The sequence below is a fragment of the Campylobacter sp. RM16188 genome (assembly GCF_012978795.1).
Lineage (GTDB): Bacteria > Campylobacterota > Campylobacteria > Campylobacterales > Campylobacteraceae > Campylobacter_A > Campylobacter_A canis.
This window is the reverse complement of the sequence record NZ_LIWQ01000012.1, coordinates 18,135-42,237: the sequence shown is the minus strand read 5'-3', so window position 1 is coordinate 42,237 and position 24,103 is coordinate 18,135. Positions and strand designations below refer to the sequence as shown.

Annotated in this window: 23 protein-coding genes; 18 read left to right on the top strand and 5 right to left on the bottom strand. The window is 37.1% G+C overall.

The features are described 5' to 3' along the window. Positions 1-2: 2 nt before the first annotated feature. Complete coding sequence (locus CDOM16188_RS08275) at positions 3-452, top strand: low molecular weight protein-tyrosine-phosphatase (RefSeq protein WP_172201262.1); 450 nt, start codon at positions 3-5, stop codon at positions 450-452. Between the two features lie 61 nt (positions 453-513). Here CDOM16188_RS08275 and CDOM16188_RS08270 read toward each other — a convergent pair whose 3' ends face one another. From CDOM16188_RS08270 to tupA, 4 genes are all read right to left on the bottom strand, one after another. Then, positions 514-1,041, bottom strand: a complete 528-nt coding sequence (locus CDOM16188_RS08270) for an OsmC family protein (protein WP_172201260.1) — start codon at positions 1,039-1,041, stop codon at positions 514-516. A gap of 94 nt (positions 1,042-1,135) precedes the next feature. Further along, positions 1,136-2,146, bottom strand: coding sequence for a peptide-methionine (R)-S-oxide reductase MsrB (gene msrB, locus CDOM16188_RS08265; RefSeq protein WP_249934158.1), 1,011 nt, complete (start codon positions 2,144-2,146; stop codon positions 1,136-1,138). Positions 2,147-2,277: 131 nt separating this feature from the next. Then, positions 2,278-2,898: a YigZ family protein gene (locus CDOM16188_RS08260; RefSeq protein WP_172201258.1), complete on the bottom strand. Its 621-nt coding sequence runs from the start codon at positions 2,896-2,898 to the stop codon at positions 2,278-2,280. Positions 2,899-3,004: 106 nt separating this feature from the next. Further along, the gene (gene tupA, locus CDOM16188_RS08255; protein WP_172201256.1) at positions 3,005-3,820 is read right to left on the bottom strand and encodes a tungstate ABC transporter substrate-binding protein TupA; all 816 of its coding nucleotides are present in this window, start codon (positions 3,818-3,820) and stop codon (positions 3,005-3,007) included. 82 nt (positions 3,821-3,902) lie between these two features. Here tupA and tupB point away from each other — a divergent pair, with 82 nt between their 5' ends. The 17 genes from tupB (at position 3,903) to CDOM16188_RS08170 (ending at position 23,241) form a co-directional block, all read left to right on the top strand. Next, the gene (gene tupB / locus CDOM16188_RS08250) at positions 3,903-4,595 is read left to right on the top strand and encodes a tungstate ABC transporter permease TupB (RefSeq protein ID WP_170020235.1); all 693 of its coding nucleotides are present in this window, start codon (positions 3,903-3,905) and stop codon (positions 4,593-4,595) included. After that, positions 4,592-5,557, top strand: a complete 966-nt coding sequence (gene tupC / locus CDOM16188_RS08245; protein ID WP_172201254.1) for a tungstate ABC transporter ATP-binding protein TupC — start codon at positions 4,592-4,594, stop codon at positions 5,555-5,557. The genes tupB and tupC overlap by 4 nt, the downstream gene beginning before the upstream one ends. Positions 5,558-5,622: 65 nt before the next feature. Next, positions 5,623-7,203, top strand: a complete 1,581-nt coding sequence (locus CDOM16188_RS08240; RefSeq protein ID WP_172201253.1) for a cyclic peptide export ABC transporter — start codon at positions 5,623-5,625, stop codon at positions 7,201-7,203. Between the two features lie 73 nt (positions 7,204-7,276). After that, positions 7,277-8,068, top strand: a complete 792-nt coding sequence (locus CDOM16188_RS08235; protein WP_172201252.1) for a HugZ family heme oxygenase — start codon at positions 7,277-7,279, stop codon at positions 8,066-8,068. A gap of 241 nt (positions 8,069-8,309) precedes the next feature. Next, positions 8,310-10,346 carry a TonB-dependent receptor gene (locus tag CDOM16188_RS08230; RefSeq protein WP_172201251.1) on the top strand — a complete coding sequence of 679 codons (2,037 nt, stop codon included), beginning with the start codon at positions 8,310-8,312 and terminating at the stop codon, positions 10,344-10,346. Positions 10,347-10,578: 232 nt separating this feature from the next. Continuing rightward, positions 10,579-12,546, top strand: coding sequence for a TonB-dependent receptor (locus CDOM16188_RS08225; RefSeq protein ID WP_367649345.1), 1,968 nt, complete (start codon positions 10,579-10,581; stop codon positions 12,544-12,546). A gap of 132 nt (positions 12,547-12,678) precedes the next feature. Then, complete coding sequence (locus CDOM16188_RS08220) at positions 12,679-13,311, top strand: MotA/TolQ/ExbB proton channel family protein (RefSeq protein WP_172201250.1); 633 nt, start codon at positions 12,679-12,681, stop codon at positions 13,309-13,311. After that, positions 13,292-13,708, top strand: a complete 417-nt coding sequence (locus CDOM16188_RS08215; RefSeq protein ID WP_169940218.1) for a biopolymer transporter ExbD — start codon at positions 13,292-13,294, stop codon at positions 13,706-13,708. The genes CDOM16188_RS08220 and CDOM16188_RS08215 overlap by 20 nt, the downstream gene beginning before the upstream one ends. A 16-nt stretch (positions 13,709-13,724) precedes the next feature. After that, entirely contained in the window at positions 13,725-15,707 is a 1,983-nt protein-coding gene (locus tag CDOM16188_RS08210; protein ID WP_172201249.1) for a TonB-dependent receptor, read from the top strand. Beyond that, positions 15,697-16,680, top strand: a complete 984-nt coding sequence (locus tag CDOM16188_RS08205; RefSeq protein WP_172201248.1) for an iron ABC transporter permease — start codon at positions 15,697-15,699, stop codon at positions 16,678-16,680. The genes CDOM16188_RS08210 and CDOM16188_RS08205 overlap by 11 nt, the downstream gene beginning before the upstream one ends. Beyond that, positions 16,680-17,453, top strand: coding sequence for an ABC transporter ATP-binding protein (locus CDOM16188_RS08200; protein WP_172201247.1), 774 nt, complete (start codon positions 16,680-16,682; stop codon positions 17,451-17,453). The genes CDOM16188_RS08205 and CDOM16188_RS08200 overlap by 1 nt, the downstream gene beginning before the upstream one ends. Position 17,454: 1 nt before the next feature. Then, on the top strand, positions 17,455-18,255 hold the full coding sequence (locus CDOM16188_RS08195; protein ID WP_169940210.1) for an ABC transporter substrate-binding protein: 801 nt from the start codon (positions 17,455-17,457) through the stop codon (positions 18,253-18,255). Positions 18,256-18,270: 15 nt separating this feature from the next. After that, positions 18,271-19,035 carry an energy transducer TonB gene (locus CDOM16188_RS08190; RefSeq protein ID WP_172201245.1) on the top strand — a complete coding sequence of 255 codons (765 nt, stop codon included), beginning with the start codon at positions 18,271-18,273 and terminating at the stop codon, positions 19,033-19,035. Between the two features lie 2 nt (positions 19,036-19,037). Beyond that, positions 19,038-20,255 carry a radical SAM protein gene (locus CDOM16188_RS08185; protein ID WP_172201243.1) on the top strand — a complete coding sequence of 406 codons (1,218 nt, stop codon included), beginning with the start codon at positions 19,038-19,040 and terminating at the stop codon, positions 20,253-20,255. After that, positions 20,252-20,764, top strand: coding sequence for a flavodoxin family protein (locus tag CDOM16188_RS08180; RefSeq protein ID WP_169940204.1), 513 nt, complete (start codon positions 20,252-20,254; stop codon positions 20,762-20,764). The genes CDOM16188_RS08185 and CDOM16188_RS08180 overlap by 4 nt, the downstream gene beginning before the upstream one ends. Before the next feature lie 430 nt (positions 20,765-21,194). Next, a complete protein-coding gene (galU, locus tag CDOM16188_RS08175; RefSeq protein WP_169940202.1) occupies positions 21,195-22,031 on the top strand; it encodes a UTP--glucose-1-phosphate uridylyltransferase GalU in 837 nt (278 codons plus the stop codon). Next, positions 22,018-23,241 carry a glucose-6-phosphate isomerase gene (locus CDOM16188_RS08170; protein WP_172201338.1) on the top strand — a complete coding sequence of 408 codons (1,224 nt, stop codon included), beginning with the start codon at positions 22,018-22,020 and terminating at the stop codon, positions 23,239-23,241. Before galU ends, CDOM16188_RS08170 begins: the two co-directional genes overlap by 14 nt. Before the next feature lie 247 nt (positions 23,242-23,488). On the opposite strand, the gene CDOM16188_RS08165 is transcribed toward CDOM16188_RS08170, so the two are convergent. Beyond that, positions 23,489-23,920: a DNA starvation/stationary phase protection protein gene (locus CDOM16188_RS08165; RefSeq protein ID WP_169940200.1), complete on the bottom strand. Its 432-nt coding sequence runs from the start codon at positions 23,918-23,920 to the stop codon at positions 23,489-23,491. Positions 23,921-24,103: the final 183 nt, after the last annotated feature.

Here is a 24,103-nt window from a genome sequence, read left to right as displayed (position 1 = left end):
ACATGATAAAGATTTTGTTCGTATGTCACGGCAATATCTGCAGAAGCACTATGGCTGAGTCTTTATTTACGCACATAGTTACGAAGCTCGGTTTAGCGAGCAAATTTGAAATAGCTTCTGCAGGCACAAGCAGCGAAGAGATAGGCAATCCCGTTCATCACGGCACGCAATCTAAATTAAAAGAAAAAGGCGTAGCGGTAGTATCACACAGAGCCGTTCAGATGAAAAAGAGCGATATAGACTACTACGACCACATAATCGCAATGGACACGGCAAACATAAGAAATATCGAGCGTATCGCAGGGTATAAAAGCGAAAAAGTTGCAAAGATGCTTTCATTTGCAGGCTCTAGCGATGATGTCGCCGATCCTTGGTACACAGGAGATTTTGAAACCACATTTAAAGATATTAAGATGGGACTTGAGGGATTTTTATCTACTTTAAAATTTTAGGCTAAATTTTGTCTAGCAAAGAAGAAATTTAAGCACAAAGGCTTTGGGGGTCTGCTATTTTTTAATCAACCTTAACATTTACATTACGCAAAAGCGTATTTACGACAGGCGAGTATTTAATCGCTTTATCTATTAAAGCTTTGTTTGTAGCTTCATCTTTGTTTGTGCTAAGATTTATTTTTAGCCTTACGTCGGTCATTCCAAGCGGTTTATCGCTAAGATCGCCCGTGCCCCAAACGGCAGTGATGCTTAGATCGCCCTCGACCAAAACCTCAAGATTTGTTATCACTATATCTTGATCTACAGCATTTGCATGAATTCCTACAGCTACGCAGCTTCCAAGCGCGGCAAGAACCGCTTCGCTCGGATTTGGTGCGGTATCCTCACCAAGAAGCGTAGGCGGCTCATCTACGATATAAGGCGGTAGATTGCGGATATAGTTTTCGTGGCGAAATTTGCCCTTCGCCACAGTTTTACATTTTATGGTTTTTATTACATCCGGATTTTCTATACCAGCCTTTTTTAAGGCTTCAAGACCTGCTTTATCTATTGGATCAAGTCTTGTGCAAGAGGTTGTGCAAGCTTCCATTGTTTATCCTTTAAATTAAATTGTTTCGCAATTGTAATGCAAAAATTTTAAATCCACAATAAACAGATCTAAATGCGCTCAAATTTCACTCGCCCTATTTTGCAGCCTTGGCTTGCTCGTTAAGATACGGTATCAAGTAGCCATAGCCCTCTTTTTCCATATCCTCTTTTGGGATAAATTTAAGTGCAGCGCCGTTGATGCAGTATCTTAGACCACCCTTATCTCTTGGACCGTCGTCAAAAACATGCCCAAGGTGCGAATCAGAAAGACTGGTGCGCACTTCAACCCTTCGCATGCCGTAGCTATTATCAGCCACTTCGCCAAGCAAGGAGCCATCTATCGGTTTAGTAAAGCTTGGCCAACCCGAGCCTGAATTGAATTTATCATAAGATGAAAAAAGCGGCTGTCCGTTAGTTATATCTACAAATATCCCTTCCCTTTTTTCATCATTTAGTTCGCTCGTAAAAGGTCTTTCAGTAGCCGAGTTTTTAACTACGTCGTAAGACAGATCGCTAAGCTCGCTTTTAAGCTGTGCATCGTTCTTATTTTGATAACTTTTTAGCTTATCCATATCCATTTTCGCTTCTTTCTTTTTACTGCTTAGCACCGCGTCTTTTGGAGGTAAGCTCTCAAATGTCACGTGGCAGTATCCGTTTGGATTTTTAGTTAGGTAGTCTTGATGATACTCCTCTGCTTTGCTGATGTTTTGTAGCGGCATAACCTCGACAACTATAGGTTTGTTATACTCTTTTTGCTTTTCTTTTATAAAAGCTAAAATTTCAGCTTCGTCCTTTGGATCGGTAAAGTAAATTCCCGTTCTGTACTGAGTTCCGCGATCATTTCCCTGCTTATTTAAGCTAGTCGGATCAATCGTATAGAAAAAATACTTAAGCAAATGCGGCAAATCGATAACATACTCATCATACTCGACATATACGGCTTCGGCTGCATTTGTGTTGCCGTAGCTTACTTGCTGATAGCTTGGATTTGGCACTTTTGAATTCGCGTAAGCGACATACGTATCTTTCACTCCTGGAAGCTGCTTAAGATAAGCCTCCGTCCCCCAGAAGCACCCTCCCGCTAAAACTATAGTTTTATTTCCCATTTCGGCTCCTTTTGCCCATGTTGATACGGCTGCGACAAGCAAAGCCGCAACGATTTTTTTAATCATTTTCTCTCCTCATTTCTAATTTTATTTTGAAATGATATATTAAATTTGTAAAGCTAGTGTTAAATTTATATAACAATTTTATTTGCAAAGAGCGGCAAGGCTAGAAATTTAAACTCCTCAATCTCAAAAACAGTTGCAAATTCATAAAATTTACTCATCTCTTCTTCGTTAAATTTAGCCGTCCATATCGCACCGCTACTGTTAAATTCACGCTCGAATTCGTTTAAATTTTGAGAGTTAAAAAAATGCTCAAAGCGAGACATCAAAGCAAAAGGAGTATAAAATTTACACTCGTCTTTAAACTCAAATTTTTTAAGCTCCGCTTCATTTATCGCTAAATTTACAGCCGAGCTATAAGCTCTTACAAGCCCGCCTGTGCCAAGCTTGATCCCGCCAAAATAGCGAACTATAAACACGCCTGCATTTATCAAATTTGCGCCGCGCAATGCGTTTAAGCTCGGAGCTCCGCTTGTGCCTTTTGGCTCGCCGTCATCGCTTTGATTTTCTACGATTTGACCGTATTTATTTAGCTCGCGGTAAGCCCAGACTATATGCACCGCCTTTGGATGCTCGGTTTTAAGTCGCTCATGGATTGATTTAAACTCGCTAAGCGGCACAAGATAGCTTAAAAATGTAGATTTTTTGATCTCGCTTTTGGCGGTGTAAATTTCAGATATTGTCTGCATAGCGGGTGAATTTCCTAAAAATTTTAGTTGATTTTAGCAAATTTGTAAAATTTAAAGAAGTTAAAAAGAGTAAAGAGAGCGGAAAATCCGCTCAAATTTAGCAAAATTATTTGCGAGTAGCCGCATCAGGAGTAAATAAAGGCTTATTCATAAGCTTAAAGTCGGCTATGAATTTTTGCCCTTTCTCGCCTGTTATCCACTCGATAAATTTATTTGCATTTTCTACGTCGGTTTTTGCGCAGTGTTTAGGATTTACGGCGATTACGGAGTAGAAATTTTTAAGATCGTCATCGCCTTCATTTACGATTACAAGCGACGGATCGTTTTTCATGTTCGCTTCGTATTTGATATATGTGCCGCGATCGGTAAATGTAACGCCTTTTTGCTCGGCAGCCGCATTTATAGTAGCTAGCATGCCTTGGCCTGTTTGAGCGTACCAAGCGTCTTTTTCAGGAACTTCGCCTGCAACTTTTTTCCAGATGCCTTTTTCTTTATTATCGGTGCCTGATTTATCGCCGCGTGAGAAAAATTTAATGCCCTCAGCCCTAATCATCTCAAAAGAGCCTTTTATGTCTTTACCCTGAAATTTAGGCGCGATTGATTTATCGGCGATTAAAACGAAGTCGTTATACATAACAGCCTTGCGCTCAACACCAAAGCCTTTTTCAACGAATTCTTTTTCAACCTTTGGCGAATGCACGAAAAGTATGTCGGCATCGCAGTTCTCGCCAAGTTTAAGTGCCGCTCCCGTACCTACGGCAGTCCATTTTAGATCCACTCCCGTTTCAGCCTTATAAACAGGATAGATAGCATCTAGCAAGCCAGTATTATCGGTACTTGTCGTAGTAGCCATCACAAGATCTCTATCAGCGGCAAAAACAGCAGATGCAACAACAAGTGAGCTTAAGATTAACTTTTTCATTTTTCTCCCTTTAAAATTTTAATAAAGATGTGCTATCATAGCAGATTTTAAATAAATTTAAATCAAATTCGGGAAATTAATTTTGGATTACATCTTAGAAGGGATAATATCCGCCTTCGGCCTGCTTTTAAACGGCGATGCAGAGACTTATTCGGCGATTAAGGCGACACTTTACACATCAAGCATATCGATCATGCTTGCTATCATCTGCGGATTTCCTATCGGCTTTGTTTTGGGATTTTACAACTTCTTCGGAAAGAAATTTCTAAGACTTCTAAGCGATACGGCTCTAGCAGTGCCGACGGTTGCTATCGGACTTATACTTTATGCTTTTATCTCAAGACACGGCCCATTTGGAGAATTTGGACTTTTATTTACGCTAAAAGCCGTCATGCTGGGGCAGTTTGTGCTAGCCATGCCTATTGTTGTTTCGCTAACGGCAAGCGTTATAGAAAATATGGAGCGCAAACACTATCTTACGCTAATGAGCTATCGTTTGAGCAAATTTAAGCTCATTCTAGCCGTTCTTTACGAGCTTAGATACTCACTTCTTGTGGTTTTTGCAACCGCTTACGGCAGGATAGTGGCCGAAGTGGGCGTTGCGATGATGATAGGTGGAAACATCAAGTGGTTTACCCGCACTATAACCACGGCGATATCGCTTGAAACAAACAAGGGCGAATTTTCTATGGGTATCGCGCTTGCTTTAGTGCTGATTTTTATCGCATTTGCCGTAAATTTAACCACTCACCAGCTAAAAAGACTTGACAAATGATAAAGCTTAAAGACGTGCTCGTAAAATACGAAAACAACATCGTGCTTGATATAAAAAATTTAGAGCTTCAAACAAGAGGTATAACCGCACTTATGGGCAACAACGGAAGCGGTAAAAGCACGCTTATAAGAGTTGTGTCCTTTCTTCAAAAGCCAAATTCGGGTTATGTCGAAATTTGGAAAGAGAGCAAGCCTAGTCTAAAAACCCTGCGTCAAATTTCAGTGCTTTTTCCCGAGCCCATGCTTCTTAAAAGAGGTGTGAGGCAAAATTTCGAGTTTGCGTTAAAAAGTAGAAATTTGCAGAGCGAATTTAGCTCAAGAGTTGGCGAAGCGCTCGAGCTTGTAGGGCTTGACGAGAGCTTTTTAGATAAGAAAAATTATGAGTTAAGCTCGGGTCAAACTCAGCGCATAGCATTTGCTCTCGTGCTTGCTTTGCGCTCAAAGCTAAATTTGCTTGACGAGCCGACAAATAGCGTAGATTTAGCCACTTCAAAGCTGTTTGGCAAAGCCGTAAAATATCAGCACGAACAGTATAAAAGAGGCTTTATAATCGCGAGCCACGATGAAAAATGGCTAAGCGCAATCGCGCAAGATAGCGTGTTTTTACACAGAGGCAAGGTAAGCGAATTTGAGATAAAAAACATATTTGAAAATCAAAACGGCTTTTTAAATTTTGGCTCCGAAGTTAAATTTGCATTGCCGCAAGCTCTAAAAAACGCAAACAAAATCGCAATCAATCCAAACAAGATAATATTAAGCAAAGAGCCTTTTATCGGTAGTTTTAGCGGACTTTTGCACTCCGTTTCCATTATCTACGGCACATCTCTTTTGGTTAAGGTTAAAATCGGAGATTTCCTTATAAAAGCGGTCGTTAGTAGCGAAAATTTTATAGGAAATAAACTAACAACAGGCGAAAATGTATATTTTGGCTTTAGCGATGAGGCATTTTTGGATATAGAATAAATTAAAAATTTATAAATTTCTTGATATGATAATGATTTTTAAATTAATAAGGTTAAAAATCGAAAATGGACTCAAAAATTTCAAGAAATTTGGCTATGAAAATCCTTGCGATGATAGTTTTGGGGGCTATTTATAGCGGCTCAAGCATACTGATACTATTTTTTATCAACAAATACCTACTAACCTTAACTCAAAAAAACGCTCTTGTTTTGGCTAGCTTCTTTGGGCTTTTGGCTGCATTTTTGATCTCTTCGATACTTTCTCGCATAGCGCTTTCTGCTATCGGGCATAACTTCGTCTTTGATATGAGAATGCAGATAATAAAGCGAATTTTAGACACTCCCAATCAAAAAATAGCCGCCATAGGAAAGTCGAATTTATTAGCCTCGCTTTCAAGCGACATCATAAGCCTTACAAACGGATTTACGAGGATTCCGGACATCATACAAGGAAGCTTGATCATATCCTTTGCAAGCTTTTATATAGCCTACTTGTCGCATGAAATTTTTCTTTTTCTGCTTATTTGGATGAGCGTTACGATATTTATTAGCAACGCTTCTATGAAAAATATCTATAAATACTACGGACTTCACAGACAAAACGAGGATACGTTATACAAAGACTACCAAACCAGCATAGAAGGGCACAGGGAGCTAAGCCTAAATTTAAAAAGAGCAAAAAAGCTTTATAATGACAGATTCGTGCCAAATGCCAAGGATCTTCGCTCAAATATCATAAAAGCTGAAATTTACTCATCGTTTGCCAGCAACTGGATCAGCGCTATGATGCTAGGCGCCATAGGAGCGGTTATTTATATCTGTCTTGCGTATCAGGTTACGACTTTGCAAGATGCCATAACGATAGCCTTAACCATACTATTTTTAAGAGCGCCGCTTATGATGGTTGTCTCAAGCATTCCGAGTCTTTTTAAATCAAAAATAGCCTACGAAAAACTAAAAAAGCTTGATCTAACCAAATACGAAGCGGAATTTAACATGAGTGAAAATTTCCCGCAAAGCTGGGGCAAGCTAAGTTTAAAAAATATAAATTTCAAATACGACATAAACGATGAATTTGGCTTGCACGATATAAATTTAGAGATAAACAAAGGCGAAGTTGTATTTCTGGTGGGCAAAAACGGAAGCGGCAAATCAACTCTTTTTATGATATTAGCAGGACTCTTAAAGCCAAATAGCGGAGAGATGTATGTGGATGATCTGCTTATCACAAAAGAGAATTTAAAAGCCTATGCAAATACGATAAGCGCCGTATTTAGCGACTTTTATCTATTTGACGAGGTTTTAAGCGATGATGATAAATTTATAGACGAGCTTCTTAAAAAGATGTTTTTAGATAAAAAAGTAAGCGTAAAAGATGATAAATTCAGCACTCTAAACCTCTCTCAAGGACAAAGAAAACGCCTTGCCATGGTTGCGGCACTACTTGAAAAACGCAAATTTATCATACTTGACGAGTGGGCTGCTGATCAGGATCCACAGTTTAGGAAGATGTTTTACAAAGAAATTTTAAACGAACTAAAACAAGACGGCTACACTGTTTTTGCCATCAGTCATGACGATGCTTATTTTGAATGTGCGGACAAAATTTACAGCATAGAAAACGGAACTTTAAGTCAAATAAAATAATTTTTGATTTTAATTATTAATTAAATTCTATTTTGTTACTATTGAGTAATTTTTTAAATTTTAAGGAGTGTTAATGAAAGAAAGAGCGATCGAGCATATGAACTCAGATCACATGGAAACCGTTATTGCGTTTTGCAAGAAATTTGGTTCTTTTAAAGAGGTAAGTAACGTCAAACTAACTGATATGAACGAAGACGGACTTATTATCACATGTGATCAAGGTGAAGTTTTTGCGCCGTTTTTACAAAAAGTAGTTAATGGAAATTATAAAGACGAGATAATGGCTCTTTATAGAAGCCTTGATGTAGGAAGCGGGCTTGAAAAGATCGAAAAAGGCGTTATCGAACTTATCGACTCTCTAAAAACGGTTATCGTTTCAAGCGTACATAGAAACATGCAATGTGTCGGCTCATATACACCGTTTGTAAGAATTAATGAAGATATATACATCTGCCTAAGTTCGGTTGCCGAGCATTACCACTCGATAAAGGCAAACCCTGATAAAATTTCTTTGCTTTTCATAGAAGATGAAAGCTCTGCAAAAACGATATTTGCAAGAAACCGCTTAAGCATAAAAGGTGAAGCTAAATTTGTAGAAGACGAAGCACTTAGAAATGAAATTTTTGATAAACTTGCCGAGAAAAACCCAAAAGAATCAGCTATAAAACAACTTAGAAATATGGCAGATTTTTATATCATAAAAGTTGATCTAAAAGAAGGTAGATACGTAAAAGGATTTGGCGCAGCGTATAATTCAAACGGTCTTAAACTAAGCCAAGCTGCAGGAGAGAGCAATCCTCACCAAAAAAATCCGCACGGACACAATCCCCACGGCGCACACAACCCACACCAAAGACAACACTAAAAATCACTTTCTATAAAACATAGTCGCTAAATTTAGCGACTATATCTCTTTTAGCCTAGTTTTTAAATGCAATAAAATTTATAAAATATTAATTATTCAAAAACTATACTTTTTTCATAATACAATATTGATTTTAATTATCGATTAAGTAATAAAGTTATAATATTACTACTAAATTTTATATTTGTTCTAAATAAAATAACTATATTTTAAAATACTAATTACACAATAAGGAGCAAAAATGTATGACAAAAAAGAGGTCAGCCTAGTAAAAGCGGTCATCATCACGTCTTTTGTGGCTACGATAAGCTTATATGGCTCGGGCGAACAAACTACGAAGCTAAACAAGACTATCGTAACCTCAACAGGCTTTGAAACCCAACTCAAAGACGAGGTAAAAAATGCATACATCATCACAGCCGAAGAGATCAAGGATAGAGGGTATACAAGCGTATCCGAAGTACTTGAAAGAGCGCCCGGAGTATATATATCAAATGCAGGAATATTTGGCGAAGAAGAGATAGATATGAGAGGTCAAGGACCTTATGCAAAAACCAATGTCAAAACGCTAATTAACGGAGTAAACCTAAATACTCTAAAAGCGGGACATGGAAGCATAGCTACGCCGTTAAATTTAATAGCGGTTGAGGATATAGAAAAGATCGAGATAATACCAGGAGGCGGAGCGGTTCTATACGGAGGAGGAACTGCGGGTGGCGTTATAAACATTATCACAAAGAAAAAACCTAGAGATTTTTACGCTAACGCCTCATCTAAAATCGCTTCATACAATTATAAAGATGCAGTTATCGGTATAGGCGGACTCGTAAACGAAGATCTGTTTTTAAAATTTAGTGCAAAAGGCTTTGATTCCAAAAGATATAAAAGAGGTGAAGAGACAAACGGATACTATCTAAACGGCGGTATCACTTATCAGATAAACGATAATCAAAGTATATCTATAACTCCTAGCTTTTACTCTCAAAAATATGAAAATCAAAGCGGAGCTCTTACAAAACAGCAAGTAGAGCAGGATCGCCGCCAGTCAAGTAGGCCTGAGGCTCCGCAAACTTACAAGAAATTTGATATCACGCTTGATTACTCTTTAAAACTTAGCGATAACTACGAAATCAACTTTATGCCTTACTATTTGCACACCAAATTTGAGCAAAACGGAAAAAATATAATCAAATTTTCCGATAAAAAAATAGGTGCAAATTTAAAAAATAGACTTACTTACGACAGAGGCGAGTTTATTTTCGGGTACAACTACGAAGATATATATGACAAGCTATCTCAAAAAGACGAATTAGGAAAAGAGATCCACTCGATCTATTTTTTAGAAAAGCATAATTTTACAGATATGCTATCTTTAAATTTGGGTGGAAGATACGAAAGAGCCTCCTATGACGTAAAAAGACCTGAAAGCAAAGGCGCCATAAAAAGACCTATGTTTCATGCTAGCAAAAATACAAATTCTTACGCATTTGAGATAACTCCAAATTTTAAATATTCAGATACGGGAAATACTTATGTGAAATTTGAAAAAGGCTTTGTATCGCCTTCTCCGCAAGAACTTGTGGACAATATCAAAATTCCCGGCGGATACGAGTATCAATTTAACAACTTAAAGCCAGAAACCTTCTATACATATGAAGTCGGATTAAAAGATATGGTTTTTGATCAGTTCTTTAGTGCAGCACTGTTTTATACGGATACTACAGACATGATATTTGCCAAATGGACTCAGCCGCACGGCAATCCTATGAATCCAAACATTAACTGGGAAAGAAAATATATAAATTTAGACAAGGCTAAAAGATACGGGCTTGAGCTTTATTCGGAGCAATCTTTAATAGAAAACAAGCTAAAGCTCACTCAGTCATACAGTCGTGTAACCGCCAAAGCTACATTTAAAAGAGAAAACCCAAGAACAGGCCAAACGATAACCGTAAAAGAAGAGCTTCCAAACATAGCCAAGCAAAAATTCATATTTGGAGTTGATTATGCGCCTATTAAGAATCTAAATTTATATGCAGACGTAAAATATCTTTCAAAAATTTTAAATAATAGCAATGAAAAAATGAGTTCAAAAACGCTAGTAGATGTATCGGCAAGATATAATTTTACAAAGAATTTTTCATTAGTAGGCGGTATTAAAAATCTATTTGATAAAAAACACTACATATACTATGACACTACCGCAGAAAGAGGAAGAGGCATTTACTACCCTGCTCCGGAGCGAAATTACTACGTAGAGTTTAAATACAACTACTAACAAATTTAGGCGAGTAAAACGGCTCGCCTAAACTCTCTTTATAAAATAATTAAAATATTGATTTTAATTATCGATTAATAAATTTGATGATACAATTTTTTCCGTAAATTTTACAAAAAATTTAAGACAAGAAAACCGCAATTACAAAGCGTGTATTTAGCATATCTTGCGCAGTATTAAATATAAAAACAAAAGCAGATAAAAACAGTTCAAAATAGACAAGGAGAGAAAGGTGTTTAAAAAAATCACAACCATTAGTATTGTCGCGGTAGCTGCTCTTTACGGCTCTGATGCAAATACAAGACTTGATAAGACGGTTATCACGGCTACGGGCTTTGAGAGTCCTTTAAAAGACGAGGCAAGAAACGTATCGATAATAACCTCCCAAGAGATAGAAAACAGAGGCTATAAAAACTTAAAAGAGATTTTAGAAAAAGCCCCCGGAGTTAGTTTTAACGGCAAAACGGTAGATCTTAGAGGTCAAGGAAGCAAAGCAAACACATCTGTTAAGGTGCTTTTAAACGGTGTTGCGATGAATATGATAGATACTACCCCTACGACTATACCTATAGATCTCGTTCCTATAGAAGATATCGAACAAATCGAAATCATACCTGGTGGTGGAGCCGTGCTGTACGGAAGTGGAACCAGCGGAGGAGTTATCAATATCATAACAAAACAAAAAGCCGTAAAACCATACGCAAACATATCCACCAAAATAGCCTCATACTCATATAAAGATCTAAATTTAGGCGTTGGCGGGAACGTAACGCAAGATCTGTTTTTAAAAGCTACCGCCAAGGCGTTTGATGAAAAGGGCTATAGATATGACGAGAAAAACAAAGGGCACTACGCCTCTTTTGGATTAAATTACAAAATTTCAGATAATCAAAGCATAGTTTTTAACCCAAGCTATTTTAAGGCTAAAACTTACGGAGTGCCGACTTTATCCGCAGAAGAGATGGCTATAAACAGACGACAAGCGGGCGGGGAATCAACCCTAACCACAAGCAAAAGACTAAATTTTGACGCAGACTATGCGATTAGATTTAATGATAAATTCGATATGCACATCATGCCTTATTATCAAGACGTGAAAATTCTTCAAGACGGTTTTCATATGAAAGATAAAAAAACCGGAGCAAACGTAAAAACAAGATATAACTACGGTAGCGGCGAACTTATAACAGGTTATGATTACTTAAACAACGAAGGCTACAGGATGATAAACGTCAATGTTAAAACGCCTATGTTTTCAAGAAATCAACTTACCGTATTTGATATGCAAAAGCAAACCCACTCTTTATATCTGCTTGAGAAACATAACTTCACCGACATCTTTTCTCTAAGCGCAGGAGCGAGGTTTGAAAGAGCAGATTATGATGTAATAAGAGATGTTAGTGTAACTATGAGTAGAGGCGGAAGAACTATAAATACAAAAGACTACTTAAAAGTAGGAGACGATAAAAACAACTACGCCTATGAGATAGCGCCGAATTTTAAATATTCAGATAGCGGAAGTGTTTATTTTAAATTTGAGCGCGGATATATATCTCCGGGACCAAATCAACTTATAGATAAGCTTGGACCAAACGGACCTTATGTCTTAAACAACCTTAAATCAGAAACATATCATGGATATGAGCTTGGACTTAAAGATCTTGTATTTGGAAATTTCTTTAGTGCGACTCTTTTTTTAACGGATACCAAAGATGAAATTTTAACAGTTTCTCTTGGAAGAAATGTTAGCGACGGATGGAATTTTAAAAATATAGACAAAACTAGAAGATATGGAACCGAAATTTATTCAGAACAAGAATTTGGAAAATTTAAGCTAAAAGAGAGCTTTTCGTATGTAAATGCAAAGATTAAAACAGGCAAAAATTCAGGACGCAAAGTTCCTTTAGTAGAAAGTAGTAAATTTGTAATAGGGGCTGAGTATGAACCTATTAAAAACTTAAATTTTTCAACCGACTTTAAATATCTATCAAGCTCTCTTGATGCGAACTATGACAAGATAGACAGTAGAAAAATTGTTGATGTGGGTTTAAGCTATAAATTTACAAAGGGAATTTTAATGTCTGCGGGTATAAAAAATTTATTTAATGAAAAATATAATTATACTCAAAGCAAACAAAACAACTCTTACGACCCTGCTCCGGAGCGAAATTACTACGTAGAGTTTAAATACAACTACTAACGAATTTAGGCGAGTAAAACAAGCTCGCCTAAATTTCACTATATATCTATAACATATTGATTTTAATTATCGCTTAATAAATTTGATGATACAATTTTTTCGTAAATTTCATAAAACAAAGAACGGGGAACTATGCTTGAGTATTTACAAACCGGCGGCATATTTATGTGGCCTATATTTTTCCTATGCGTTTTAGCTGTTGCCGTATTGCTTGAGAAGGCTTTTTACTTCACTTTTGTAGAGATAGATGCAACAAGCACATTTAAGATGAAACTTAGCAACCTCATACTGGAAGGCGATACCAAAAAGATAAGGGAATTTTGCAAAAATTACAAAAATTCACTTGCAAAAACAACTATATTAGTTCTTGATAATATCGAAAATTTAAACTCCACAAGCAAAACTCAAGTCGAATATATCATAGAAGAAGCCGTAACCGTAGAGCTTTCAAATTTAGAAAAAAGAAGCTGGATATTAGGACTTTGTGCAAGCGCAAGCCCTCAGCTTGGACTACTAGGAACGGTTGTGGGCATGATAAAGGCCTTTGAAGGACTTAGCTCAAGCGTAAATGCTCCGCTAGTAGCCATAGGCATATCAGAAGCGCTTTATACGACTGCGGCGGGACTTATAGTGGGAATTCCTTCGCTAGTCTTTCATCTAATGATAAATAAAAAGATTGATTTTATACTAAATGATCTAAACAGGCTCATAAGCTTATTTGGTAGATGCTGTGAAAGGAAATGCTGTGAAGTTTGTCCGTCGTAACAGACACAAAAGCGCAAGCATTTCGATGCTAAATTTGATTGACGTCATATTTGTCTTGCTTTTGTTTTTTATGGTAACGACTACTTTTAACAAATTTGCTCATATAGACATAGCTCTGCCTCAAACAAACTCAAATTTAGAAGAAAATAAAGATGATGTGGTTCAGTTATTTTACTTGCTTGATGAGAGTTTGATACTTAAGATAAATGAGGTTGAAAAAACACTAAATCACGAAAATTTAAAAGAGGAAATCTCAAATCTAAGCCCTTCTCAAAAGAAAAACATAACTTTGAATGCGGACGAGGCTATAAACTACGGCAAAGTAGTTGATGTGATATCAAATTTAAAAGACGCAAACGTCCAAAACGTAGAGCTTAATATCAAAAAGAAAAACTGATCAAAAAGGAGAAAAAATGTTTAAAAATATTGCTATTATCAGCATTGCGGTAGCCGTTAGTTTATACGCGGCGGATAATTCAACGAAGCTTGACAAGACCGTTATCACGGCGACAGGTTTTGAAAGCCCGCTTAAAGACGAGGTTAAAAACGTCTATATAATAACGTCAGAAGAGATTGAAAGTCGCGGATATAAAGATGTAGAGGAAATTTTAGAAAAAGCTCCCGGGGTAAATTTCATAAACTCGGGTTTTGGCAAGACAATTGATCTAAGAGGGCAAGGAACAAAAGCAAACACATCGGTTAAAGTTCTATTAAACGGTATGGCTTTAAATATGCTTGACAGCTCACATGCGTTTGTGCCTCTAAATTTCTTAGCTATTGAGGATATAGAACAGATAGAGATCATACCGGGCGGCGGGGCTGTTTTATACGGTAACGGAACAAGCGGAGGCGTAGTAAATATAATCACAAAGCAAAAGCCTAGAGATTTTTATGCAAACGTATCAACCAAGCTTGCTTCATACTCTTACAAGGATCTTAATTTGGGCTTAGGAGGAATGGCTAGCGAAAAACTATTCCTAAAAGGAAATTTTAAGGCTTTTGACGAAAAGGGTTATAGAAACGGAGATAAGCAAAGAGGATTTTATACAAGTCTTGGGATAAATTATCAAATTTCGGACAATCAAACCTTAGCAATCAATCCAAGCTACTATAAAACTAAAATTGACACGACAGATTCTATAACCAAAGCTCAACTAGAAGCCAATAGAAAACAAGCGGGCGAGCCTATGGAACAGCTAACGCATAAAAAAGCCGACATAAGTGCCGAATACGCTATAGCCTTTAGCGATAAATTCAAACTAAACTTTATGCCTTATTATCAAGAGATAAGCATGCGAGGGGCTACAAGCGATTTTACGGACAAAAAGCTAGGTGCAAATTTAAAAACCAGATACGACTATGGAAGCGGCGAATTTATATCAGGGTATGATTACTTACAAAATAAAGGCATAAGAGAGCGAGATAGAAAATTTGGAGGAATGCATAGCTACACGCTTGTAGATCTTAAAAAACAAACCCATACGCTTTATTTCTTTGAAAAACATAATTTTACCCAAGCGTTTTCATTAACCGGAGGATATAGATTTGAAAAAGCCATATATGATATAAACAGATATTCAAAGCTAACAATGCCACCTAGGCCTCCTATGACAAGACCTATGAATATAATTGACAGTATAGACACAGATAAAAACATGAATAATCATGCATTTGAGATCACTCCAAGCTTTAAATACTCAGATACAGGTAACGTTTATTTTAAATTTGAACGCGGATATATCTCACCATCGCCTACTCAGCTAACAGACAAAGTAAGCGTAGGCGGGGCACCGGAATACAAACTAAACAATCTGAAATCTGAAATTTTCCACACTTACGAACTTGGTTTAAGAGATCTTGTTTTTGGACAATATTTTAGCGCAACGGCTTTCATTACAAACACAAAAGACGAGATTGTAAATGAAATGACGGGAGGTCACTCAACATCTTGGAGATTTTATAACGTAGATGAAACTAGACGTTCCGGATTTGAAATTTACTCGGAACAAAATTTATTTGATAGCTTAAAATTAAGCCAAACGTTTTCATACATAGATGCCAAAATCAAAAAAGGTAAAAATTCAGGAAAACGCGTACCTTACGTATCAAAAAATAAATTTGTATTCGGTGTAAATTATGAGCCTATTAAAAATTTCAGTATCTTAACCGACTTAAAATACTACTCAAGTCAATTTAGTAGCTCTTATGACAAGATTGATGCTAAAACGGTAGTTGATTTTGGATTAAGATATAAGCTGCAAAACGGCTTTTCGATCGCAGGCGGAATAAAAAATCTATTTAACGAAAAATATAATGACTTTGAAAGTAAATTGGCAGATGCTTATGTGCCTGCTCCCGAGAGAAACTACTATTTAGAGTTCAAATATGCTTACTAAAACCAAGATGAGTATCGTTCTTGCGATACTCACCCTTATTCTTTGCATCATATCGCTAAGTATAGGCGGAGCCGATATCAGCCAAAGCGATATCATAAATTTCTTTCTTGGCAAAGAGATAGATGAGATTAAGCAGACTATATTAGTAGAACTTAGGCTTCCTCGCTTGATTATGGCACTTTTAATAGGCATGCTTCTTGCAAGCTCGGGTGTAGTCGTTCAAAGCGTATTTTTAAACCCGCTTGCAGATCCATACATCATAGGAATAGCCGCTAGTGCCGTATTTGGAGCGGTTATAGCCTATCTTTTTAAGCTACCTGACATATATTACGGAATTTTTGCTTTTTTTAGCTCGGCAGTGTTGTCGATAGTAATTTTTAAACTATCCAAAAAAGGCAAATCAATAGCCACTCTTTTAATCATAGGCATAGCTTTCTCCTCTTTTTTAGGCGCTTTTACATCCTTTGCTACTTATTTGATCGGAGAAGATAGCTTTAGGATAGTAGCGTGGATGATGGGACATCTAAGCGGTGCTACCTGGCAAAAGATAGCTTATCTAATAGTTCCGCTTGTGTTTTCAATAGCGTATTTTTACATAAAGAGATTTGAATTAAACGTGATTTTAAGCGGAGACGAAGAGGCTCAAAGCCTAGGAGTAGATGTAGAAAAGACCAAAAAACATCTACTTATAGTATCTTCTCTTGCCGTTGCATTTTCCGTTGCTTTTACCGGCATGATAGGCTTTGTAGGACTTATCATACCTCACACTTTAAGGATGATTTTAAGAACGTCAAGTAACGCTATCTTAATCCCGGCTTCAGCGTTTACGGGCGCGTTTTTTCTTTTGGCATGCGACACGATAGGCAAAAGCGTGCTAAATCCTATCGAAATTCCCATAGGAGTTGTAACTGCGTTTTTCGGCGCACCGTTTTTTCTATTTTTAGCGATTAAATCAAAGCAAGGTATAGTCTGATGAGTGTGGTTGTTGAGAATTTAAATTTTACTTACGGCACCAAAGAGATACTAAAAGATATAAGCTTAAGTGCTAAAAATGGCGAATTTATAGGAATTTTAGGTCCAAACGGATGCGGCAAATCAACTCTTTTAAAAAACATCTTAAGAGTACTTGCACCAAAAAGCGGCATAGTGCAAATCAGCAACAAAGCCCTTAAAGACTACTCGCTTAAAGAGCTTGCCAAGACTCTTGGATTCGTTCCTCAAAAGTCCGTTCTCTCAATGCCTCTTTTAGTTGAAGATATCTTGCTTATGGGGCGTTTTTGTCATCTTAAAAGCCAATTTTCAGGATACGGCAAAGAGGATAAAAAGAAAGTCGAAGAAGTAATGGAGTTACTTGATATCTCGCACTTTGCAAAACGTATCGCGCACTCTTTAAGCGGCGGAGAATTTCAAAGAGTTTTGCTAGCGCGTGCACTTGTAAGCGAACCAAAAATTTTACTTTTAGACGAGCCTACTTCGGCACTTGATCTAAACTACGCAATTGAGATTATGAAAATTTGCACCAAGCTTACTAAAGAGCTAAATTTACTATCTATAATGGTTTTGCACGATCTGAATTTAGCCTCGATGTTTTGCGATGAAATTTTGATGCTAAAAGATGGAAAAGTAAGATATAAAGGCGCTCCAAAAGAGCTTTATACGAAAGAAATTTTAAAAGAAATTTACGGTCTTAACTGTGATGTAATCGAATATAAAAATAACCCGTTTGTGGTTGCATTAAAGGATTAATATGAAAAAAATATTTGTAGTTTTAGCTATATTGGCAAGCTTCATAAACGCCAAAAAGTTGGTCGTACTCGACCCTGCCGTTGTTGAGATCATTTATATGCTTGAAGCGGAAGATCAGATAGCCGCTATCTCAAATTTATCCATGTCAAAAATTTGGCCCGAAGAAAAGACTTCCAAACTAAAAACAGTAGGCACTTACACAAAGCCAAATTTAGAAAAGATAGTCGAGCTAAAGCCTGATCTTGTTATCGTTAGTTTTCACTCGGTAGATATACAAGACAGCCTTAAAAAGCTAAATTTACAAACCATTACTCTAAAAGCAGATAGTGTTAATGACATCTATCGCAATATCGAGGAGATGGGTAAAATAACAGGTAAAGAGGCAAAAGCAAAAGAGGTAATCGAAGGCATAAAAGCTAAATTTAAAAGCTTTGAAGATCCGAATTTAAAAGACAAAAAGGTAGTTTCGCTATTTTCTTCAACTCCTATGATGGCATTTACGTCAAAAACTCTAGCGGGAGATATGCTCAAACAGCTTGGTTTTGTAAATGTAGCTGACGGACTAGAAGGCGCAACTCCTGTAATTTCGCCTGAATTTATACTATCTTCAAATCCTGATTTTATAGTCATCATAGGCGGAATGGGCGGAGATAGCGACTTCTTAAAAACAAATCCCGTGCTTGCTAAAACAAATGCGGCTAAAAACAATAAAGTCATAACCGTTCCTTCTTCGCTCTTGCTTCGCGGAACGCCTCGCATAGGAGAAGGTATAGAAAAGCTTTATGATATGCTTACAAAATAAAAAAGAAGAGTGATTATGCGCTACTTTATAATCTCTTTGGCGATTAATATCGCTATTTTGTTTATCCCGCTAAAATCAGATGAAATTCTTTCAAAAAAAACCGAGGAAAACAAAGAGATAAAAGTAGTGCTAAATTTACAAAAAGAGCAACCCAAACAGGCTGAAATTTTGCCAGAGCAACCCCAGTCGCAATCTGAAATTCTTGAGCCTGATTTAAAGCCAAATATAGACCATGAGCCTATTATAGAGCCTGAAATTTTGCCCGAACCCGTTACCGAGCCTGAGATCACGCCTAAACCAAATCCCGAAATCAAAAAGGCTGAAAAACCAAAAGATATAAAAAAGCCAAAGCCTAAAAAGCAGATCAAAAAACCTGAAAAAAAGATAGTAGAAGAGATAAAAGAGCTTACTGACACGCCTGCGATACAAGAGCCTGCACCACCCGTAGAGCAGCCACAGCCCCTGTATGTGCCTCAAGCTAAAGAATCAAACATAGACAAAGAGAGCTACTGCAAAGAAAATATCGGCTTTAAGGTCTTAAAAGAGCCAAGAGCGGATTATCCTAAAAAGGCGATTATGCTTAGACTTAAGGATACTTTTTATGTTGAAGTTGATTTTAAGGTTACAAACGGCAATATCCAGATAGTCTCCGTAAGAGGAAAAAATAAAATTTTTAACGACGAAGCGGCAAAAATCACAAAAGAAATGCAGATATCGGTACTAAAAGATATCAATCACTGCATCATAACCAAACCTTACGAATTTAAAATAAAGGATTAAAAATGTTTAAAGAGCGCGTAAAAGGACATCATACAGGAGGCGGAGGCAGACCGATACCTGCAAGCGAGGAGGAGCTTTTTGCATTTTTACAAGGATCTCCCAAGCAAAAAGAAGGCGTGATATACTTTCATATACCGTTTTGCGATAATATCTGTTCGTTTTGCTCGATGAATCGCAGCAAACTTGACGGCGAGCTTGATACTTATACGGAATTTTTGCTAAGCGAAATCGAAAAATACGGAAAATTCCCATATCTGAAAGGAAAAAGCATAGAGTCGGTTTATTTTGGCGGAGGCACTCCGACGACATTAAAAGAGCGCCATTTAGAGCCTATCATAAACGCTATTCATAAAAATTTTAAAATTTCTTCCACCTGCGAATTCAGCCTTGAAAGCACCCTGCACAACTTAAATCCAAAAAAGCTCAAGCTGCTTGATGGCCTTGGAGTAAATCGCTTTAGTATAGGCATTCAAACCTTTAGCGACAAGGGAAGAAAGCTTCTAAATAGAGTTTACGGAAAAGATGACGCTATAAAAAGACTTAGCGAAATTCGCCAAAATTTCGATAAATTCGTCTGTATAGACATCATTTATAACTACCCGAATCAAACCGTAGATGAAGTGCTTGAAGACGCACGCCTCATAAAAGAGCTTAAGATAGATAGCTCAAGCTTTTATTCGCTGATGTTTCATGAAGGCTCCGTGCTGTCTAAGGAAATTTCGTCTGATTATTACGATCTGGAAACTGATAAAAAGCTTCATCACGCTTTTGCAAATTCACTTCTTGAAAGCGAAGATTACGAAGTTTTAGAACACACTAAGATAAACCGAAAAAACAGAGACGAGTATAAATACATCCGTCTTTCGCACAAAGGCACGGATATCTTGCCTATCGGTTTTGGAGCTGGCGGAAAGATCGGCGAATTTAGCATGTTTGCGATGAATAAAGAGCGCAAAATGATATCAAAAACAACCGAAAATCAAAGAAAATTCGGTAAATTTATGAGTATGTTTCAGTATCCAAGCGTAAAATTTAACGACATAAGCGGTTATATCAGCGACGAAACTCTTGGCGAGCTTAAAGAGCTATTTAAAAAATGCGAAGAGCACGGATATATGAGTGTAGATGAAGAGGGTATAAAATTAAGCATAGACGGCGTATTTTGGGGAAATACAATCTCAAAAGAGATATCGACAATAGCAAGAAAGGATTTTGAATGAAAAAAATTGTAGTTTATAGTTCGCTAACCGGAAATACACGAAAAGTAGGCGAAGCAATAGCGCAAGAGATCGGCTGTGAAGCGGTTAGCTTTGAAGATGAGAGAGTTAAGGACTTAAGCGAATTTGACTTCGTGGGAGTTGGATTTTACGTCGATAAGGGCGGTCCGGATGCGCATTTTAAACGCTACATAAAAGAAAAAATCAAAAACAAAAACGTCGGGCTTTTCATAACTCTTGGAGCCGAACCTGAAGGCGAGCACGGCATCAAAATGCTTGAGGTAGGCAGAGAAATTTTAGAGCAAAACGGCAATAAAATCATGCGAGAATTTATCTGTCAAGGTGCAATCGATCCAAAACTGATAGAGCAGATGCGAGAAATGGCTGCCAAAGCGGGAGACAAAGCGCTTCATCCTATCACTCCGGAGCGTGAAGCAAGATGGGCTGCTGCAGCAAGCCATCCTGATGAAAAAGATATCGCTAATGCAAAGGCGGCTTTTAGAGGGGTTTAAGACCCTTCTCCTTTTTGATGTGTAATTTATCTCTTATCACTAGCGCCTCCTAAATTTGAGCAAGTAAAAGGCTCTATATAAATAGCTCAAGCTAGCTCATTTTTATTATCTTGCGCGGCTAAATCGCCATAAAATTAAAAACAAATTATACAAATTTGACCACTTAATTTATGCAAGTAAATAAAAATTCCAAACAAAGCCAAATTTGCCAACCTACAAGCAAACGACTTTAGCTTACGGCTAACAAAATCAACTCTCCGCCCTACTCTCTGTTTTGTAAAATTTAAAGCCCTATATCATTAATGCAAAAGATGAAAGATAAATTTAGCCTCAAGCAAGAATTTGGGGCGAAATTTTGACAATTAAATTTAATACTCTTAATTTGGCATTTAGTAAGGCTTGGTTAAAATACCCTAAAAAAGGAAATTTTATGATACAAACATGCCTTTTCCCCGCTGCGGGCTACGGTACTAGATTTTTGCCTGCGACAAAATCCCTTCCAAAAGAGATGCTACCGATACTTACCAAGCCGCTTATTCACTACGGCGTTGATGAAGCTTTGGAAGCCGGCATGAAAAATATGGCGTTTATAACGGGGCGCGGCAAAAGAGCGCTTGAGGATTATTTTGATATAAGCTACGAGCTTGAGCATCAAATTTCAGGCACAAATAAAGAGTATCTACTAACCGAAATTCGCGATCTCATGGCAAAATGCACATTTTCATTTACACGCCAAGAGAGTATGCGAGGGCTTGGCAACGCCATACACACAGGCAAAACCCTCGTAAGAGACGAGCCTTTTGGCGTTATACTCGCAGATGATCTTTGTATCAACGAACAAGGCATTGGCGTACTTACGCAGATGGTAAGAATTTATGAAAAATATCGCTGCTCCATCGTAGCCGTCATGGAAGTGCCAAAAGAGCAAGTCAGCAGTTATGGCATAATAAACGGAAGATATATAGAAGACGACTTGATAATGGTTGATGATATGATCGAAAAACCAAGCGTAGAAGAGGCGCCTACAAATTTAGCCATCATCGGAAGATATATACTGACACCTGATATTTTTGCTATCTTAGAGCAGACAAAACCGGGCAAAAATGGCGAAGTGCAGATAACTGATGCTCTTATGCAGCAAGCAAAAGACGGCATGGTACTAGCTTATAAATTTAAAGGCAGACGCTTTGACTGCGGAAGCGTGGCGGGGTTTGTCGAGGCTACGAATTTCTTCTATGAAAAGTTGCAAAAAGATGGTAAAAAATAACCTCTACTTTAAAAAAACACCACTAGAAACGATAACCTCATACGCCAAGCGCATGAATGACGAACTGGAAAGTGGGGATATAGGATACTATCACTTACCGGAGCTTGGAAACGACATGATAGCTTTAATAAAAGATATCGAAAGTAAATTCGCCGATATAAACAATGTCGTGCTAGTAGGCATAGGCGGCAGCTCTCTTGGGGTAAAAGCACTCAAGCAGATGCTAAAAGCCGAAAAAAAAGATGGCTCAAGAGAGCTTTATTTCCTTGATAATGTAGACGGATTTAGCTTTGAAAAACTTATGAAGAGGATAGAATTTAAAAAAAGTCTGTTTATCATATCGTCAAAATCAGGTACGACCATAGAAACCATCACACTTTTTAAGTGTATTTTACAGCGCTTCAAGCCTGAAAATTTAAGCCAAAATTTTCTTATCATCACAGATCCGAACTCTCCGCTTGAAATCTATGCTAAAGAAAATCAAATAACTTATTTTAATATCCCAAAAAACGTAGGCGGTCGCTTTAGCGTGCTAAGCGCGATAGGATTAGTGCCTCTAAGTCTATGCGGATATGACATAAAAGCCCTGCTTGAAGGCGCAAGAGAATGCAAAAAGCAATTTTTAAGCGATAAAGACGATACTTTAATGCATAAGGCATATCACTACGCAACTCATAAAAGTGCTAAAATAAACGTGATATTTAGCTATTCGGATAGATTGCTCGCATTTAACGACTGGTATGTGCAACTTTGGGCGGAAAGCTTAGGTAAGAAAAAAGGATTTAAGAGATACGGACTAACGCCCGTGGGGCTTATCGGATCGCGCGATCAACACTCGTTTTTGCAACTCATAATGGACGGAGTTAAAGATAAGACGGTAACTTTTATCAAAGTTGAAGATCAAAATAGCATGGCGATAACGCCAAATTTGAGCCTAAAACACCTTGAAGAGTGTGACTTCGCAAACAACATCAGCTTAAATTCCCTCATAAATGCACAATGCGATGCTACAACTCACGCACTCATACAAGAGGGTATAAGTGTAGATGTGATCACTGTAAGTAAGCTTGATGAGTGGCACGCAGGATACCTGATATACTACTACGAGCTTTTAACTTCAGCAACAGGAATAATGCTTGGAATAAACACTTACGATCAGCCCGGTGTTGAAGTAGGAAAAAGAATTTTAAAAACCATGCTTGGAAGATAAATTTGCATATATAGCCTTGTTTTGCTTAATAAATTTTAGAGATTATGCAAGGGTTTTAAGTATACCGAACTCTTAAAAATAAATTGTAGTCAAGCCTTTATTTTATTTGGAGCCAAAAAAGATTCTTTAGAATTAAACACTGACTAGATGCCTTAACTTAGGCTTTACCTATATAATAAAAGCTAAAAGATTAAAGAAAAAATAATAAAAATTTAAGGGGTGTTGAGCCCCTTAAATTGAAGATTTATTAAGCTAAAGTAGCTTCAAGCATCCAAATAGCTTTTTCGTATTTTGCTATATTGTCTTCTGCGATTGCAACTGTCGTGCTATCACCATCTGCAACTTCTGCAAGTTTTTTAAATTCGCCAAGCAGGTGTTTGTAGTCAGCCAAAACTCCTTTTAGTACTTCTGTCGGAGTATAGCTATCTTTTCCTTCAGGCTTAATATGTGAGCGTTTATTTAACTCTTCAGGGCATGTTATAGCTTTGCCGCCTAATTGAATAGCTCTTTCTGCCATTTCGTCAAAAATTTCAGCAAATTCATCATATGCTTTTTCTGTATACTCATGAATGCTAAAAAATTGAATACCTTTTACATTCCAATGATAGTCGTGAAATTTGATAAATAATGCATGAGCATCAGCCTGAATTTGGTTTAGTTGTTCGATAACTTTTGACATATTGTCTCCTTGTTTTAAATTTTATATGAGGAATTATAGCATAATATTCTTAAATAAAAATTATTTTTAAATAATAATTTTTATTATTTGTATTTTTGTTTAATATATTATATAGTATATAGGTTAATAGATGGAATTAACTATAAAAATTAAATTGGCAATATTTACATAGCAACTCAATAG

Bases quoted from the DNA above. Each gene is read 5' to 3' on its own strand.
- tupC (WP_172201254.1), top strand. From the start codon at position 4,592: ATGATAAAGCTTAAAGACGTGCTCGTAAAATACGAAAACAACATCGTG.
- CDOM16188_RS08205 (WP_172201248.1), top strand. From the start codon at position 15,697: ATGCTTACTAAAACCAAGATGAGTATCGTTCTTGCGATACTCACCCTT.
- CDOM16188_RS08180 (WP_169940204.1), top strand. From the start codon at position 20,252: ATGAAAAAAATTGTAGTTTATAGTTCGCTAACCGGAAATACACGAAAA.
- CDOM16188_RS08185 (WP_172201243.1), top strand. From the start codon at position 19,038: ATGTTTAAAGAGCGCGTAAAAGGACATCATACAGGAGGCGGAGGCAGA.
- CDOM16188_RS08275 (WP_172201262.1), top strand. From the start codon at position 3: ATGATAAAGATTTTGTTCGTATGTCACGGCAATATCTGCAGAAGCACT.
- tupA (WP_172201256.1), bottom strand. From the start codon at position 3,820: ATGAAAAAGTTAATCTTAAGCTCACTTGTTGTTGCATCTGCTGTTTTT.
- CDOM16188_RS08270 (WP_172201260.1), bottom strand. From the start codon at position 1,041: ATGGAAGCTTGCACAACCTCTTGCACAAGACTTGATCCAATAGATAAA.
- CDOM16188_RS08260 (WP_172201258.1), bottom strand. From the start codon at position 2,898: ATGCAGACAATATCTGAAATTTACACCGCCAAAAGCGAGATCAAAAAA.
- CDOM16188_RS08240 (WP_172201253.1), top strand. From the start codon at position 5,623: ATGGACTCAAAAATTTCAAGAAATTTGGCTATGAAAATCCTTGCGATG.
- CDOM16188_RS08195 (WP_169940210.1), top strand. From the start codon at position 17,455: ATGAAAAAAATATTTGTAGTTTTAGCTATATTGGCAAGCTTCATAAAC.
- CDOM16188_RS08200 (WP_172201247.1), top strand. From the start codon at position 16,680: ATGAGTGTGGTTGTTGAGAATTTAAATTTTACTTACGGCACCAAAGAG.
- msrB (WP_249934158.1), bottom strand. From the start codon at position 2,146: ATGGGAAATAAAACTATAGTTTTAGCGGGAGGGTGCTTCTGGGGGACG.
- CDOM16188_RS08190 (WP_172201245.1), top strand. From the start codon at position 18,271: ATGCGCTACTTTATAATCTCTTTGGCGATTAATATCGCTATTTTGTTT.
- CDOM16188_RS08170 (WP_172201338.1), top strand. From the start codon at position 22,018: ATGGTAAAAAATAACCTCTACTTTAAAAAAACACCACTAGAAACGATA.
- CDOM16188_RS08210 (WP_172201249.1), top strand. From the start codon at position 13,725: ATGTTTAAAAATATTGCTATTATCAGCATTGCGGTAGCCGTTAGTTTA.
- CDOM16188_RS08230 (WP_172201251.1), top strand. From the start codon at position 8,310: ATGTATGACAAAAAAGAGGTCAGCCTAGTAAAAGCGGTCATCATCACG.
- CDOM16188_RS08165 (WP_169940200.1), bottom strand. From the start codon at position 23,920: ATGTCAAAAGTTATCGAACAACTAAACCAAATTCAGGCTGATGCTCAT.
- CDOM16188_RS08220 (WP_172201250.1), top strand. From the start codon at position 12,679: ATGCTTGAGTATTTACAAACCGGCGGCATATTTATGTGGCCTATATTT.
- galU (WP_169940202.1), top strand. From the start codon at position 21,195: ATGATACAAACATGCCTTTTCCCCGCTGCGGGCTACGGTACTAGATTT.
- CDOM16188_RS08235 (WP_172201252.1), top strand. From the start codon at position 7,277: ATGAAAGAAAGAGCGATCGAGCATATGAACTCAGATCACATGGAAACC.